Origin of the sequence: Shimia fortis (assembly GCF_040225985.1) — a bacterium.
GTDB lineage: Bacteria > Pseudomonadota > Alphaproteobacteria > Rhodobacterales > Rhodobacteraceae > Shimia.
In genome coordinates this window covers 86,669-100,882 of the sequence record NZ_JBBPEU010000011.1, presented here as the reverse complement: position 1 = coordinate 100,882, position 14,214 = coordinate 86,669, and the positions used below count along the sequence as shown (strand labels likewise).

16 protein-coding genes are annotated in these 14,214 nt (G+C 60.0%); 12 read left to right on the top strand and 4 right to left on the bottom strand.

Translation table 11 applies throughout. The features are described from left to right. Positions 1–38: 38 nt before the first annotated feature. Positions 39–1,475: a coniferyl aldehyde dehydrogenase gene (locus tag WNE31_RS15575; RefSeq protein WP_349980872.1), complete on the top strand. Its 1,437-nt coding sequence runs from the start codon at positions 39–41 to the stop codon at positions 1,473–1,475. A 16-nt stretch (positions 1,476–1,491) separates the two neighbouring features. Here WNE31_RS15575 and WNE31_RS15570 read toward each other — a convergent pair whose 3' ends face one another. Beyond that, positions 1,492–2,283 (bottom strand): enoyl-CoA hydratase/isomerase family protein, encoded by a 792-nt coding sequence (locus WNE31_RS15570; RefSeq protein ID WP_349980871.1) that lies wholly within the window; start codon positions 2,281–2,283, stop codon positions 1,492–1,494. Between the two features lie 95 nt (positions 2,284–2,378). Beyond that, positions 2,379–3,074, bottom strand: coding sequence for a Crp/Fnr family transcriptional regulator (locus WNE31_RS15565; RefSeq protein WP_349980870.1), 696 nt, complete (start codon positions 3,072–3,074; stop codon positions 2,379–2,381). Between the two features lie 181 nt (positions 3,075–3,255). Here WNE31_RS15565 and WNE31_RS15560 point away from each other — a divergent pair, with 181 nt between their 5' ends. The 10 genes from WNE31_RS15560 (at position 3,256) to WNE31_RS15515 (ending at position 10,885) form a co-directional block, all read left to right on the top strand. Beyond that, complete coding sequence (locus WNE31_RS15560) at positions 3,256–3,672, top strand: hypothetical protein (RefSeq protein WP_349980869.1); 417 nt, start codon at positions 3,256–3,258, stop codon at positions 3,670–3,672. After that, positions 3,669–4,172 carry a ferredoxin-type protein NapF gene (gene napF, locus WNE31_RS15555; protein ID WP_349980868.1) on the top strand — a complete coding sequence of 168 codons (504 nt, stop codon included), beginning with the start codon at positions 3,669–3,671 and terminating at the stop codon, positions 4,170–4,172. The genes WNE31_RS15560 and napF overlap by 4 nt, the downstream gene beginning before the upstream one ends. Next, positions 4,166–4,435 (top strand): chaperone NapD, encoded by a 270-nt coding sequence (locus tag WNE31_RS15550; RefSeq protein WP_349980867.1) that lies wholly within the window; start codon positions 4,166–4,168, stop codon positions 4,433–4,435. Before napF ends, WNE31_RS15550 begins: the two co-directional genes overlap by 7 nt. Positions 4,436–4,451: 16 nt before the next feature. Beyond that, the gene (gene napA, locus WNE31_RS15545) at positions 4,452–6,953 is read left to right on the top strand and encodes a nitrate reductase catalytic subunit NapA (protein ID WP_349980866.1); all 2,502 of its coding nucleotides are present in this window, start codon (positions 4,452–4,454) and stop codon (positions 6,951–6,953) included. A gap of 61 nt (positions 6,954–7,014) precedes the next feature. After that, positions 7,015–7,875 carry a ferredoxin-type protein NapG gene (gene napG / locus WNE31_RS15540; RefSeq protein WP_349980865.1) on the top strand — a complete coding sequence of 287 codons (861 nt, stop codon included), beginning with the start codon at positions 7,015–7,017 and terminating at the stop codon, positions 7,873–7,875. After that, positions 7,875–8,798 carry a quinol dehydrogenase ferredoxin subunit NapH gene (gene napH / locus WNE31_RS15535; RefSeq protein ID WP_349980864.1) on the top strand — a complete coding sequence of 308 codons (924 nt, stop codon included), beginning with the start codon at positions 7,875–7,877 and terminating at the stop codon, positions 8,796–8,798. Before napG ends, napH begins: the two co-directional genes overlap by 1 nt. Positions 8,799–8,820: 22 nt before the next feature. Next, positions 8,821–9,261, top strand: coding sequence for a nitrate reductase cytochrome c-type subunit (locus WNE31_RS15530; protein WP_349980863.1), 441 nt, complete (start codon positions 8,821–8,823; stop codon positions 9,259–9,261). A gap of 32 nt (positions 9,262–9,293) precedes the next feature. Further along, complete coding sequence (locus tag WNE31_RS15525) at positions 9,294–10,004, top strand: NapC/NirT family cytochrome c (protein WP_349980862.1); 711 nt, start codon at positions 9,294–9,296, stop codon at positions 10,002–10,004. Positions 10,005–10,008: 4 nt separating this feature from the next. After that, on the top strand, positions 10,009–10,266 hold the full coding sequence (locus WNE31_RS15520; RefSeq protein WP_349980861.1) for a hypothetical protein: 258 nt from the start codon (positions 10,009–10,011) through the stop codon (positions 10,264–10,266). Between the two features lie 124 nt (positions 10,267–10,390). Continuing rightward, entirely contained in the window at positions 10,391–10,885 is a 495-nt protein-coding gene (locus WNE31_RS15515; protein ID WP_349980860.1) for a DUF2478 domain-containing protein, read from the top strand. A gap of 23 nt (positions 10,886–10,908) precedes the next feature. Here WNE31_RS15515 and WNE31_RS15510 read toward each other — a convergent pair whose 3' ends face one another. Continuing rightward, positions 10,909–12,579, bottom strand: a complete 1,671-nt coding sequence (locus tag WNE31_RS15510) for an FAD-binding dehydrogenase (RefSeq protein WP_349980859.1) — start codon at positions 12,577–12,579, stop codon at positions 10,909–10,911. 78 nt (positions 12,580–12,657) lie between these two features. Between WNE31_RS15510 and WNE31_RS15505 the strand changes: the two genes are divergently transcribed. Then, the gene (locus tag WNE31_RS15505) at positions 12,658–13,311 is read left to right on the top strand and encodes a TetR/AcrR family transcriptional regulator (RefSeq protein ID WP_349980858.1); all 654 of its coding nucleotides are present in this window, start codon (positions 12,658–12,660) and stop codon (positions 13,309–13,311) included. On the opposite strand, the gene WNE31_RS15500 is transcribed toward WNE31_RS15505, so the two are convergent. Continuing rightward, positions 13,308–14,192, bottom strand: a complete 885-nt coding sequence (locus WNE31_RS15500; RefSeq protein WP_349980857.1) for a LysR family transcriptional regulator — start codon at positions 14,190–14,192, stop codon at positions 13,308–13,310. The two genes, WNE31_RS15505 and WNE31_RS15500, sit on opposite strands and share 4 nt — an antisense overlap. Positions 14,193–14,214 lie beyond the last annotated feature (22 nt).

Sequence of the window (14,214 nt, the reverse complement as noted above, 5' to 3'; positions counted from 1 at the left end):
GTGGAAAGGACATCCTTGTGAACAAGGTGAGCGGAGCCATGAGCGTTGACGAGGTGCCACAAGACGATGGGGATCGGCTTGCGCAAGCGTTTCGCGACCAGAAAGACGCCTTTTCCAAGGATCGCTTTCCCGATCTTGAAACCCGCCTAGACCGGCTGCAGCGACTGGACAGGATGATCCTCGAGAACCGCGAAGCGCTGGTCGAGGCGCTGAACGCCGATTTCGGGTGCCGGTCGCGAACGGAAACCCTGCTGGCCGAGATCGCGGGCTGTCACGGGGCCATCCACTATGCCAGGAAAAACCTGCGGCGCTGGATGCAAAAGCGCAAGCGCAAGGTGTCGTTTTGGTCGCTGCCGGCAAGGGCCTATATCCTGCCCCAGCCATTGGGTGTGGTGGGGATAATGTCGCCATGGAATTACGCCCTGCACCTGACCATCGCGCCGCTGGTTTCGGCGCTGGCCGCTGGCAATCGGGCAATGCTTTGCATGTCTGAGGAAACCCCACAGCTTTGTGCTTTGGTCTCGGGTCTGATTGCCGAGACCTTTCCGCCCGATCTCGTCACTGTGTTTCAGGGTGGACAGAAGCTTTCGCCCGCGTTTGCCGCGTTGCCGTTTGACCACCTGCTGTTCACGGGTTCGACCCACGTCGGTCGGTTGATCGCGGCGGCAGCGGCCCCCAACCTGACGCCCGTTACGTTGGAACTGGGGGGGAAATCCCCTGCCGTGGTGGCCCCGGATTTCGATGTCGAAGAAGCCGCTGAGCGGATTGTCTGGGGCAAATGTTTCAACGCGGGCCAGACCTGTATTGCGCCGGATTACGTCTTTGTGCCACGTATGCAGCGCGCGCGTTTCGTGGACGCGGCCCTGAACAAATTCACGACCTCCTTCACGGGTGTGTCGGATCGCGACTATACCGCCATCGTGTCAGAACGGTTTTATCGCCGGTTGCAGGATCTCGTGGACGAGGCGCGTGCGGGCGGGGCACAGATCCTGAGGTCCGAGGGTGCTGAGCCCAGCGAGGCCGGTGGTGTTTTCAAATATCCGCTGACGCTGGTTCTGGACGCGCCTCCGACCTGCCGTTTGATGCGAGAGGAAATCTTTGGCCCGATCCTGCCCGTACTGACCTATAACACTCTGCCAGAGGTGGTCGATCACATCAACGCGGGGGATCGCCCGCTGTCGGCCTATTGCTTTACCCGCAACAGGGCCACGATCCGGCAGTTGCAGCGCGATACGGTCTCTGGGTCGTTCGGAGTCAACGAAACGCTATTGCAATACTCGCAAGAGGACCTGGCCTTTGGCGGGGTGGGGGCCAGCGGACAGGGGGCCTATCACGGTCCGGAAGGGTTCGACACGTTTTCACACCTGAAGTCGGTGTTTGAACAACGTGGACCGGGTCGGTTTACGGGTGTCAAGCTGCTGCATCCACCCTATGGTCCGCGGGCAAAGGCGATCCTCAAACGGATGTTGCCCTAACTGGTTCGCCCCAAGGTCAGGTCTTTTTCTTCAGGGCCTGTTGCACGCGCTGTGCATGGTCTTCCGTCAGGCTGGCCAGCAGGAACTGGTCGCTGTCCATGAACGAGGCCGCATTGTGCAGGGCCGACGCCGTGGCGGTCACGGCTTCCTTGGACATTCGCACGGCCAGCGCGGGCAGGGTGACGGTTTTCTCGGCCCAGTCCCAGGCGGCCTGCATCGTCATCCGGTCGTCTACGCAGTCCTCGGCCAGTCCCCATGCGGTGAGGGTTTGCGCGTCCAGCGCCTCGCCATAGATCACCATGCGTTTGGTACGGGCAGGACCGATGAGGCTGACCAGACGCGGAATGGACTGCCAGCTCATGTTCAGTCCCAGCGGAATTTCAGGCAGGCGCATGGTCGTGCCCTCGGCCACGATGCGGAAATCGCAGGCCAGCGCCAGCGCGACCCCCCCGCCGACACAATGGCCCTCGATCGCGGCGATGGTGATCTGGGGCAATTCCTCCCATGCCTTGCACATTTCGGGGCCGATCTTGGCCAGTTGCCGCTGGGCAAGAAGGTCAGGGTGGCCTCCGGCGGTCTTGCCGGAAATGTCGGCAAGCAGGGACAGGTCGGCACCGGCCGAGAAATAGTGATCGGTGCCGCGCAGGATGATGACTTTGGTCCGGGTATCCAAGCGCCGCGCTTGGGCGAAGTGGGTCAACTCGCCCATCAATACCTTGTCCAAGGCATTGCGGTGGGTTGTGCGGGTCATTGTAACAGTCGTGATCTCGCCCTGTTCCGTGACCTCAAGATGTTGATAGACTGCCATTTCCCACCCTCCGGTTTACCTTGCGTGACCACAAGAATAGGTACCGTAGGACCGGTCAAGTCCCCGGATCCAAAGGCGATCAGAAACTTTGGGGGTCAGGCGCTGCGCGACGCGAGGTTTTCCAGACCGCGCACGTCGAGAATGCTGATTTCCTTTTTCGTGCTGGTTAGCAGGCCGTCGTTTTGCCAGTGCGACAAAAGCCGGCTGACCGTGTGCAGGGTCGATCCTGTCATCTCGGAAATCTGCTTGCGGGTCAGGGGGAAGCCGATCACCAGCCCGTCTTTGTCCGGGCGGGCGTTGTTGCGGGCCATGCCCAGCAGGGCATTGGCGACCCGTTGTTCGACGCGCTGGGTGGCAAGCTCCATGACGCGGCGGTTGATCTCATCCAGGCGGCAGCCCACGGTCTTGAATGTCTCGGTCGCAAAGCCGGGATAGGTCGTTGAAAACTCTGACCAGCGCCGCATCGGCCATTGCAGCACGAAACAGTCCGAGGCGGCGACAGCGGTGGCGGGATAGGTGTCTTTGCCCAAAGCGGCCGCGATGCCGATCAATTGCCCCGGCGGGATAAGCAGCGGGATCACCCGGTCGCCTTCCGGTGTCACGCGTTCCACACGTACATGGCCATCCAACAGCAGGAAGAAATGTGTCGCCTCGGCGCCTTCGCTAAAGACGTCGTCACCCCGTTCGACATAGCGCGTGCGGGCCTTGGACAATACCGCGCGGCAATCCTCTTCGCTCAGTTGCGCGAAGAGTGGCAGGTCGGTCAGGAGCGAGAAGTCGAGTTCGTTCACGAAATTTGGCCAAAGTTTGTGGAAACGCAAACTGCGGTTTCCACGCTAGCGATATCTTCCGGATCGGGCAACCGGGGGCCGCGCGAAGTGACCTTTGGTAAAGATAAGGTGAAAAAGCGTGACAACGCAGCTTGCAAACTCTGGGGACACTTCGTTCAGACCGCGATGCGGGGACCGTTGCATGCAGTCTTGGTCGTGCGATTTGCGCCCTACCACGCTTTCAAAAAAAGTTGTGAGTCGCGTGCTGAAATCACCTTTTCAGCCCGGAGTTGCACTGAAAAATACCGTTTGGGGCGCAAATCTGAAAAAACTTTTCCCCGGTTCGGCCCAAAAAAATGACAGGATCAGGTCGGGCAGCGTGCGCTACGGATCATGTCGCGAAAAGCAAAGTTTTGCATATGAAAACAACGGTTTAAAAACTGATGCAAAATCGTGCATATTTGGAAAAACATTCGCAAAATCAAATGTTTGCAGTTTTGTAAAGTTCACGCATTCGACCGCTAAAATGACGCAGATCAAATTCGTCGCAGGGGTCTTGACGTTATTCAAAGAGGGAACAGCGCGACAGACGACGCTCTCTCTCAGGAGGACGGCATGACTTCTCAAACCAGCAGACGGGCATTCCTGCGCGGCGGCTTTACCCGCCAGAACCCGATGCGCCCTTTTGGGGCCATCGGTGTGATGGCCTTCGAAGACGCCTGCACCAAATGCGGAGATTGCGCGCGGGCCTGTCCCGAGGGGATTGTTCTGAAAGATGCGGAAGGATATCCGGTCGTCTCACTGGCGCGGGGTGAATGCACCTTTTGTAGTGCCTGCACTGATACCTGCGAGGCCGGCGCCCTTCGCGCCGATACGCCGTGGACTTGGCGTGCCGAGGCCTCGGGTGCGTGCCTGTCGCGCAACGCCGTGCAATGCCGCACATGTCAGGACCATTGCGACCAGCAGGCCATCCGGTTCCGACTGCAACCGGGCGGGAATGCCGAGCCGCTGTTCGATCTCGAAACCTGCACCGGATGCGGGGCCTGCGTGGCGCCGTGCCCAGTCGGGGCGATCCAGTTCACACAAATTCACCAGCCAGCGGAGGCCAGCCCATGCTGAATATCTGCGGATGCCTTGTCCACACGATGCCCGAAAAAGTCGACACCGTCATTGACGCGATCAACGCTTTTGAAGGGGGTGAGGTCCACGCCCATGAAGACGGGCGGATCGTCATCACCGTCGAAGACACCCCCACCCGGCGCGCTTCGGACCAGATCATGGACATGCACCAGATCCCCGGCGTGCTGACCATCACCCTGACTTACCACCATTTCGAGGAGCTCGACGACAGCGCCGACGCCCTCGTTGAAACAGTTCACTGAACGGGAGCATATAGCCATGACACTGCCAACTTCCCGCCGCTCATTCCTCAAGGCGTCTGCCGCTGCGGCCACCGCATCGGCAGCCGGGATCACCCTGCCGAATGCCGCTGCCGCACAAATGGACGGACCTGACATCCGCTGGGACAAGGCGGCCTGCCGGTTCTGCGGCACGGGCTGTTCCGTTCTGGTCGGCGTCAAGGACGGTCGCGTCGTCGCCACGCAGGGCGACCCCAAGGCGCCCGTGAACCGGGGGCTCAACTGCATCAAGGGCTATTTCCTGTCCAAGATCATGTATGGTCAGGACCGCCTGACCACGCCGCTTTTGCGCAAATCGAACGGTGTCTACGACAAGAACGGCGATTTCGAGCCTGTGTCGTGGGACGAAGCTTTTGACGTGATGGCCGAGAAGTGGAAGGCCACGCTCAAGGAAAAAGGCCCCACGGGCGTCTCGATCTTTGGGTCGGGTCAGTGGACGGTCTGGGAGGGCTATGCCAACGCCAAGTTCATGAAGGCGGGCCTGCGGTCAAATAACATCGACCCGAACGCGCGCCACTGCATGGCGTCGGCTGTGGCCGGTTTCATGCGCACCTTCGGCATCGACGAACCGATGGGCTGCTATGACGATCTTGAACATGCGGACACTTTTGTCCTGTGGGGGTCGAATATGGCCGAGATGCACCCGATCCTTTGGTCGCGTCTCACCGACACGCGACTGACCAAACCAGGCGCCGAGGTGCATGTTCTTTCTACCTTTGAGCATCGTTCCTTCGAACTGGCCGATAACGGGCTGATCTTTGCCCCGCAAACCGATCTGGCGATCCTGAACTACATCGCGAACTACATCATCCAGAACGATGCGGTGAATTGGGACTTCGTCAACAAGAACGTCAATTTCACCAAGACCGCAACCGATATCGGCTATGGTCTGCGCCCCGAGCACGCTCTGGAACAGGCGGCGGCCAATCCCGCACATGATGGCAAGCACGGCAAGTTAGAAAAAATCGACTTCGAGGCGTACAAGGAGTACGTGGCGCCCTACACGCTGGAATACGTGTCCGAGTTGTCGGGTGTGCCCGCCGCCAAACTGGAACGCCTGGCCCAGCAATATGCCGACCCGACCCGTAAGGTGATGTCGCTCTGGACGATGGGCTTCAATCAGCACACGCGCGGATCCTGGGTGAACTCGCTTATGTACAATGTGCACCTTCTGGTTGGGAAAATTTCCGAGCCGGGTAACTCGCCCTTCTCGCTGACCGGCCAGCCGTCGGCCTGTGGGACTGCACGTGAGGTTGGGACCTTTGCCCACCGTCTGCCCGCCGACATGGTCGTAATGAATGAAAAGCACCGTGACCTTTCAGAAGAGAAGTGGGGCCTGCCCAAAGGCACGATCCCCCCGAAGCCCGGCTATCACGCGGTTCTGCAGCACCGGATGCTGAAAGACGGCAAGCTGAACTGTCACTGGGTCCAGTGCAACAATAACATGCAAGCCGCCCCGAACATGAACGAAGAAGGCTATCCGGGTTATCGCAACCCTGACAACTTCATCACCGTGTCCGATCCTTATCCGACCGTGACCGCGCTGGCCGCTGACCTGATTCTGCCCACCGCCATGTGGGTCGAGAAAGAAGGCGCATATGGCAACGCGGAACGCCGCACCCAGTTCTGGCGCCAGCAAGTGGATGCCCCGGGCGAGGCGCGTTCGGACCTCTGGCAGGTGATGGAATTCTCTAAACGGTTCATGATCGAAGACGTCTGGCCGGAAGAACTCTTGTCCCAGAAACCGGAATATCGCGGCAAGACCCTTTACGAGGTGTTGTTCGAGAACGGTAAGATCAACAAGTACCCGCTGTCTGAAACCGCCGAAGGTTTTGAAAACCAGGAAGCCAAGCATTTCGGATATTATGTCCAGAAGGGCCTGTTCGAAGAATACGCGGACTTTGGCCGTGGCAAGGCTCACGATCTGGCTGAGTTCGATGTCTATCACCAGGCGCGTGGTCTGCGCTGGCCCGTCGTGGACGGGAAGGAAACGCTCTACCGCTTCCGCGAGGGCTATGACCCTTATGTCAAGGAAGGCGAAGGCGTTAAATTCTATGGCAAGCCGGACGGCAAGGCGAACATCATCTTCGCGCCCTATGAGCCAGCCGCAGAAGAGCCCGATGATGAATATAACCTGTGGCTGGTCACCGGTCGGGTGCTGGAGCACTGGCATTCCGGCTCGATGACACGCCGCGTGCCCGAATTGCACCGGTCTTTCCCTGCCGCCGTGGTCTATATGCACCCCGACGATGCCAAGGAACGCGGCCTGCGTCGGGGGCAGGAGATCGAGTTGTCCACCCGTCGCGGTACGGTACTGAGCCGTGTCGAAACCCGCGGGCGCAACAAGATGCCCAAAGGTCTGGTGTTCATGCCGTGGTTCGACGAGGGCCAGCTGACCAACAAGCTGACGCTGGATGCGACCTGTCCGATTTCCAAGGAAACGGACTTCAAGAAATGCGCTTGCAAGGTTGAGCGCGCCTAATCCCCTAAACCTCTGGGCCGGGAGACCGGCCCACCGGACCTGACACGAAAGGATCAGTCCAATGTCCGCCGCCAAGAGCAGACCCAAGTCTATGGATCGACGCCGCTTCCTTCAGGATGCTGCGCGCGGTGCCACGGGCTGTGCGGTGGCGGGCATGGCGCTGTCCCATTTCATTACGGATGCGCAGGCGCTGCCGGCGCAGGCCATCCGTCCGCCAGGGGCATTGGAGGAGAATGACTTCCTAGCGGCCTGTATCCGCTGCGGCCTTTGCGTGCGGGATTGTCCCTATGACACGCTGAAACTGGCCGAGCTGGGCTACGACGGGCCGGCCACCGGCACCCCTTATTTCACGGCCCGCGATGTGCCTTGCGAAATGTGCGAGGACATCCCCTGTGTCGTGGCCTGCCCGACGGGCGCGCTCGACAAGACCCTGACCAATATCGACGATGCCGATATGGGCCTTGCTGTGCTGATCGACGAGGAAAAGTGTCTGAACGCGCTGGGCCTGCGCTGTGACGTCTGCTACCGCGTCTGCCCTGTCATTGACGAGGCGATCACGCTTGAGCGGCGCCACAATGAACGGTCCGGGCACCATGCCATCTTCATGCCTGTCGTGCATTCCGATGCCTGTACCGGATGCGGCAAGTGTGAAAAATCCTGCGTCCTGCCTGGCGAGGCGGCAATCAAGGTTCTGCCGCGCCGTCTCGCCATGGCCGAGGCCGCGGATCACTACAAGCTGGGCTGGGAAGAAAACAATCCGCTGGTCGATGACCTGATCGACCTGCCCGATCGCCTGCCCGGACCCGGCACTGACAACCTTGTCGCGCCCGGCGGATATGCGCCCGACGCGCTGCCCGACCCGAATATGGAAGGCGGTTTCAAACCTTCCTTCTCCCTGCCCGGTACGGGAGGGTCCAACTGATGAGCGCCAAGACCAAGCACCCCGTCGGACAGGAAGCGATCGAGAAATTCGGCTGGCTGCGGGCGCACCGGTTCCTACTGCTGCGCCGGTTCAGCCAGATATTTTTCCTGACCTTGTTCCTGCTGGGGCCGTGGTTCGGCATCTGGTGGGTCAAGGGCAACCTTTCGGGATCCCTGACATTCAATTTTCTGCCGCTGACCGACCCGTTCATCACTGTGCAAGGCATGGTCGCCGGACACTGGCCCGAGATGACCGCCCTGATCGGGGCCGTAATCGTCGGGGTGGCTTATGCGCTGATCGGTGGACGCGTCTACTGCAGCTGGGTCTGCCCGATCAATCCGGTGACGGACGGGGCGCATTGGGTGCACGAAAAGCTGGGCATGCAGAAGGGATGGCAACCCAAACACAATACCAAGTATTGGGTTCTCGGCATGGTGCTCGTCGTATCTGCGGCGACGGGCACTATCGCCTGGGAATTCGTCAATCCGATCAGCATGTTGCACCGCGGGCTGGTTTTCGGGATGGGATTTGCCTGGGCTTTCGTGGTCGCGGTCTTCCTGTTCGACGTGTTTGTCTCTCGGCGGGGCTGGTGCGGACATCTGTGTCCGGTCGGAACCTTCTATGGCCTGCTTGGCGCCAAATCGGTGCTGCGTGTCTCGGCCGTGGAACGCGCTGCCTGTGACGATTGCATGGACTGTTTCGCCGTGTGCCCTGAAATGCATGTGATCTCGCCCGCGCTTCGCGGCGGGGACGGGGACACACCTTTGATCCTATCGCCCGACTGCACCAATTGCGGTCGCTGCATCGACGTCTGCGCCATGGACGTTTTCAAATTCACCACCCGTTTCGACGACACGCCCGTTCCGGGACGTGCGCAACGCAAAAGAACTCAACCTGCATCCGGGGCCAGCAAAGCCGCCTGAGCAAGCAACGGAGTATAAAACCATGAAGAAACAAGCTCTTATCAGCGCCATCGCCGCAACGGCATTGTTCGCCGTCGCTGGTCTTGCGATTGCACAATCGGCAACGGTTCAAACCTTGCGCGGCTTTGATATCGACAGCCAGAACGTGGTCGAAGATGTCTACAAACAGGACAAGCAGCGGTTCACCAGAAACTATCGCCAGCAACCGCCGCTCATTCCCCATTCGATCGACCAGTACCAGATCGACCTCAACGCGAACCAGTGCCTGCGCTGCCATGACTGGACCACTGCCGGCGAACGCGGTGCACCGACCCTCTCGATGACCCACTATCTGGACCGTGAAGGCAATCAGCTTGACCGCGTGGCCGGCACCCGCTGGTTCTGCAACCAGTGCCATGTGCCCCAGGCCGATGCCCCCGCCTTGGTAGACAATGCGTTCGAAGCGTCGAGCGGCAGCAACTGATCCGGCCGGATCCCAGTGCGAGGAATATAACAATGACACAATCCAACTCACCGGACCCGCGACCGGGCTTTCTGCGCCGCATCTGGAACTGGTTCTGGACTCCCTCGGCCGTGCTCAGCGTCGGCTTTACCCTGATTGCCGGTTTTCTGGCCGGTATCCTGTTCTGGGGTGGGTTCCACTGGTCGATGGAGGCCACCAACACCGAGGAATTCTGTACCGGTTGTCACACGATGGAGACCAATCTCGGCGAATACCGCGAGACCATCCACTATAACAACCATTCGGGCGTGCGGGCGATCTGTTCGGACTGCCACGTACCGAAGGAATGGAACCATAAGGTCAAGGCCAAGGTGATGGCGGTGAAAGACGTCTATCACGAACTCATGGGCACCATCGATACCCCCGAGAAATACGAAGATCACCGTCTGGCGATGGCCGCTCAGACCTGGAAGAAGATGAAACAGTCCGACAGCCGTGAATGCCGGAACTGCCACAACTTCGAATACATGGACTTTACTATCCAAGAGACCCGCGCAGCCAAGGAACACCAGCGCGCTATCGACACCAACATGACCTGTATCGACTGTCACCAGGGTATCGCGCACCAGCTGCCTGAAGGGTATCTGCAGGAATACAAGCGGGTGGTAGAGGAACTGGACATGTCGACCCCGCAGAAAGACGCGATGATCAACGTGAACGGCATCCGCACCTATCTCAACCCCAACGAAAACTCGGGAGGCTGATCCAATGCTGAACCTTCTTGGCACCATCGCTGGCAATATCCTTAGCCTGCCGGGTATTTTGGGACTGGCACTGGGAATGATGACCCGCAACGTCTTTGTCGCAGCCATTCTCGGGGGGCTAGTCGGGGTGATCGAAACGATGATCTTCGCCAAGTTTCAGATGGCCTATGTCGATATGCTGGAACTGTCTGTCGCGGTCGCGGTGGGTGTTCTGGCTGGCATGATCGGTTGCGGGATCCGCATCAAGGGCACTATGGCCTGACGGGATATTCCCAAGTCGCAAAACAGAAAGCCGGGCCGTCGCACTTTTGGGCGGCCCGATTCTTGAAGGGGTACCAGAACGCGAACCCGACCTGCGCGGCCCCCGTCACAAAAGGACTGCTATCATGAAGATCGCCTACACGCTCGCGCCGGGGCGCGGGGAAACCAACCTCGTGCTAAGCGCATTGGCCAAGACACTTGCAGACCGTGGCCTGCGCTTGTGCGGGACGGTGCAGGTCGACACGGAACGCGAAAATGACCATCACTGTGATATGGACGTGATGGTTCTGCCCCAAGGGCCCACAATCCGGATTTCGCAATCCCTCGGGGCCGGATCGCGGGGCTGCCGTCTGGACCCTGAAGCCTTGGAAACAGCGGTATCGATGACCGAGCGGGCGTTGGAACATGGCGCAGACCTTCTGATCGTCAACAAGTTCGGCAAACACGAGGCAGACGGGCGGGGGTTTCGCTCGGCGATCGCGATGGCGCTTGAAAAGGATATTCCGGTTCTGGTCGGCGCGAACAAGCTGAACCTCGAGGCGCTGCGCCTGTTCTGTGACGATGCCGCCGAAGAGATCGTGCCCGACATGGACGATTTGCTTGCGTGGGTGGCGCGCTGATCGCGCGCCATACTTCGTTCGGATTACCTGACGTCCAAGGCTGCCGCCCGCCCGGCCTGACGCCCCGAGAAAATGCACCCCCCAAGGAAAGTACCTTCCAGGGCGCGATAGCCGTGGTAACCGCCGCCGCCGAACCCTGACACCTCGCCCGCAGCATAGAGCCCCGGCATGATCTCGGCACCGCGCCCCACTGCCTGCCGGAAGCAACGCCCGCCAAGATCGGTTTCCAGCCCGCCCAACGTCTTGCGCGTCAGGATATTCAGTTTCACCCCGATCAGGGGCCCGTGTTTCGGATCAAGGATCTTGTGCGGTTTCGCCGTGCGGATCAGTTTGTCACCCAGATAGTTGCGGAAGGTCCGGATCCCCATGATCTGTTGATCCTTGGTGAACTTGTTGTCCACCTGGCGGTCGCGGTCTTCGATCTGGCGCAGGATGTCGTCTACCTGCAACAGGTCGCTGCCGGTCACACCGTTCATCTTGTGCACAAGTTCGGGCAGGGTGTCGGCGACCACAAAATCCTCGCCGTGTTCCTTGAACGCCTCGACCGGCCCGGTGGCCTTGGGGCCAAAAGCGCGGCCTGCCACCATTTTCCAGTCGCGGCCTGTCAGGTCGGGGTTCTGTTCCGATCCGGACAGGGCAAATTCCTTTTTAATGATGCTCTGCGTGGTGATGAACCACGTGTAATCATATCCGGTTTTCATGATCGCCTCGAGCGACCCGAGGCTGTCATACCCAGGATAGTTGGGGGCGGCCATGCGTTTGCCTGTGGCGTCGAACCACATCGAGGACGGACCCGGCAGAATGCGAATGGCGTGGTCCGGCCAGATCGGATCCCAGTTGCGCACGCCTTCGACATAGTGCCACATCCGGTCCTTGTTGATCGTGTTGGCGCCGGCACTTTCGGTGATCCCGATCATGCGCCCGTCGACATGGGCGGGCACGCCCTTGATCATGGTTTCTGGGGGCTTGCCCAGTCGCGTGGGCCAGCTTTGCCGTACCAGATCCAGATTGCCACCGATCCCGCCCGAACAGATAATTACGGCGGGTGCGCGAAGTTCGAAATCGCCGGTCATATCGCGGTTGGTGGGTTTGCCGCGATCCGCCGAATCCGGGGCCAGCACCGACCCCTTAACGCCGACGCAGGCACCGCCTTCGACGATCAGGTCGTCCACCTGATGGCGGAACTTGAAGGTGATCTTGCCCTCGGCGGCCATCGCCCGAGCGCGGGTTTCAAAGACCTCCACGATGCCGGGGCCAGTGCCCCATGTGATATGAAACCGCGGCACCGAATTGCCATGCGAGGAGGCATCAATGCCGCCCCGTTCGGCCCAGCCCACCACGGGGAAAATCCGGTGTCCCATCCCGCGCAGCCAGTCGCGTTTTTCAGTGGTGGCGAATTCAACAAAGGCCCGCGCCCATTTTTGCGGCCAATGGTCTTCGTCCCGGTCAAAACCCGCTGCGCCGAACCAGTCCGCGAGGGCAAGGTCGTAGCTATCCTTGATGCCGAACCTGCGCTGTTCGGGTGTGTCGACCATGAACAATCCTCCCAGAGACCAGAACGCCTGTCCTCCGAGATTGGTCTCGCTTTCCTGTTCCAGGATCACGACTTTCATGCCTGCGTCGGCGGCTTCGGTTGCCGCGACAAGACCTGCGAGGCCACCGCCCACAACGATGACGTCTGTTTGATTGCCCATGTTGTCCTCCCAATCGCAGGTTTCACTGCGTCCGTGTATTCGATACAATACTGTATCGAGATTTGAACGAGGCCCACCATGAGTCAAGACCTACGCCACGTCAGCGATACAGATGCGCCCCCCGCGCGCCAGCGCCGCCCGAAACGGACCGAGGTCCGCGCCCGCCTGATCGCGGGCGCGATGGAGGCGTTTTCGATCAAGGGGTTTGCGGGCAGTTCGATCGACTTCATCTGCGCCCGGGCCGGGTTTTCGCGGGGGGCATTCTATTCGAATTTCGAAGACAAAGAGGCGCTGTTCTTTGCGTTGTACGATCAGCGCATTAACCGGCTCTATGACCGTTTGGGGAAAATCGCGGATTTGGTCAAATCCGCAGACGATCCGTGGGGCACTGTCGCCCTGCATCTGCGGGACCCGGACCCTGATGAGTTGCGCTGGGATATCCTGAACAAAGAATTCATCGTGCATGCCCTGCGCAACGACGCGGCGCGCGCGCGGCTTTTGGAGTCGCGCGCAGGCAGCAAGGCCCGCTTGGCAGAAATCCTTGTGTCGCTAGATCCGGGATTCGCATCGGACAAGGCCCAACTGGACAGGCTGTGCCGGATGATCATCGCCTTGCACGAAGGCGAATTGACCCAGCTGGGGCTTGATCCCGGGCAGGGAAATGCACCTTCGCTGTTGTCCGAATTTCTACCTTTGGTTCTGGCCGGAATCGCGGCGCGCAACCGGGCCTAGTCGGTGTCTTCTGCCCAATCCTGCGCGCGGATACGGGCGCAAATCTGGTCCTGGATATCTCCCAGTTGCAGGTGGCGTCTGGAAAAAAGATAGACCTGCCGCGCATCCGGAAGGTCCTGGACCTGCAAGAACCGCAGCCCCGCAGGAGCAAAGGTCATCACCGACCTTGGCAGAATGGTGACCCATCGGCCCGAATGAACCATGGCCAGCAAGGAATGGGTGTTGTGCAGAAGCAGGGGCATATCGTTCAGGCGGTTGCGAAACGACGGCGTTTCGATCCGGTCGCACAGGGCATTGCGCAGGAATTTACCCGGGTCCAGATCGGCGAGCGAGATCGCGCCAGCGCGGTTCGCGAAGGCGTGCGTCTCGGCGCACACCAGACCGAACCTGTCTTCGAACAACAGTGTTGCGCTGGCCTCGCTTATGTCGAGGTGACGCGATGCGATCCCGATATCGGCCCAGCCCTGTTCCAGCGCCTCTTTCACCTGTTCTGTGTCCATGTCGCGCAGTTCAAGGCGGATTTCGGGGGCGAGTGCGTTGAGGAAATCCGCGACATGGGGATAAACTAGCGCCGCAACAGATGGCACGGCGGCCATGCGCAATACACCGTGCGGTGCCTTGGCCGCGTCGCGCAGGGTCTGGATGGTCGTATCAAACTGCTTGATCTGTTTGGTCCCAAGCGCGAGCACCTGTTCCCCCAGCGGGGTCAGTCGGTTTTTGCGTTCCCCTTCGAAAAGCGGCTGCCCGAAATCCTGTTCCAATTGTTTAAGCGTCATCGAAACCGCCGATTGCGTGCGCACTAGCGCCGTGGCTGCGTCCGACAGGTTGCCGGCCTTCGCCACCTCGCAAAAACAACGCAACATCTCGAGTTTTATCGCCACGTTTCAGAATTCCTGAAGTTTG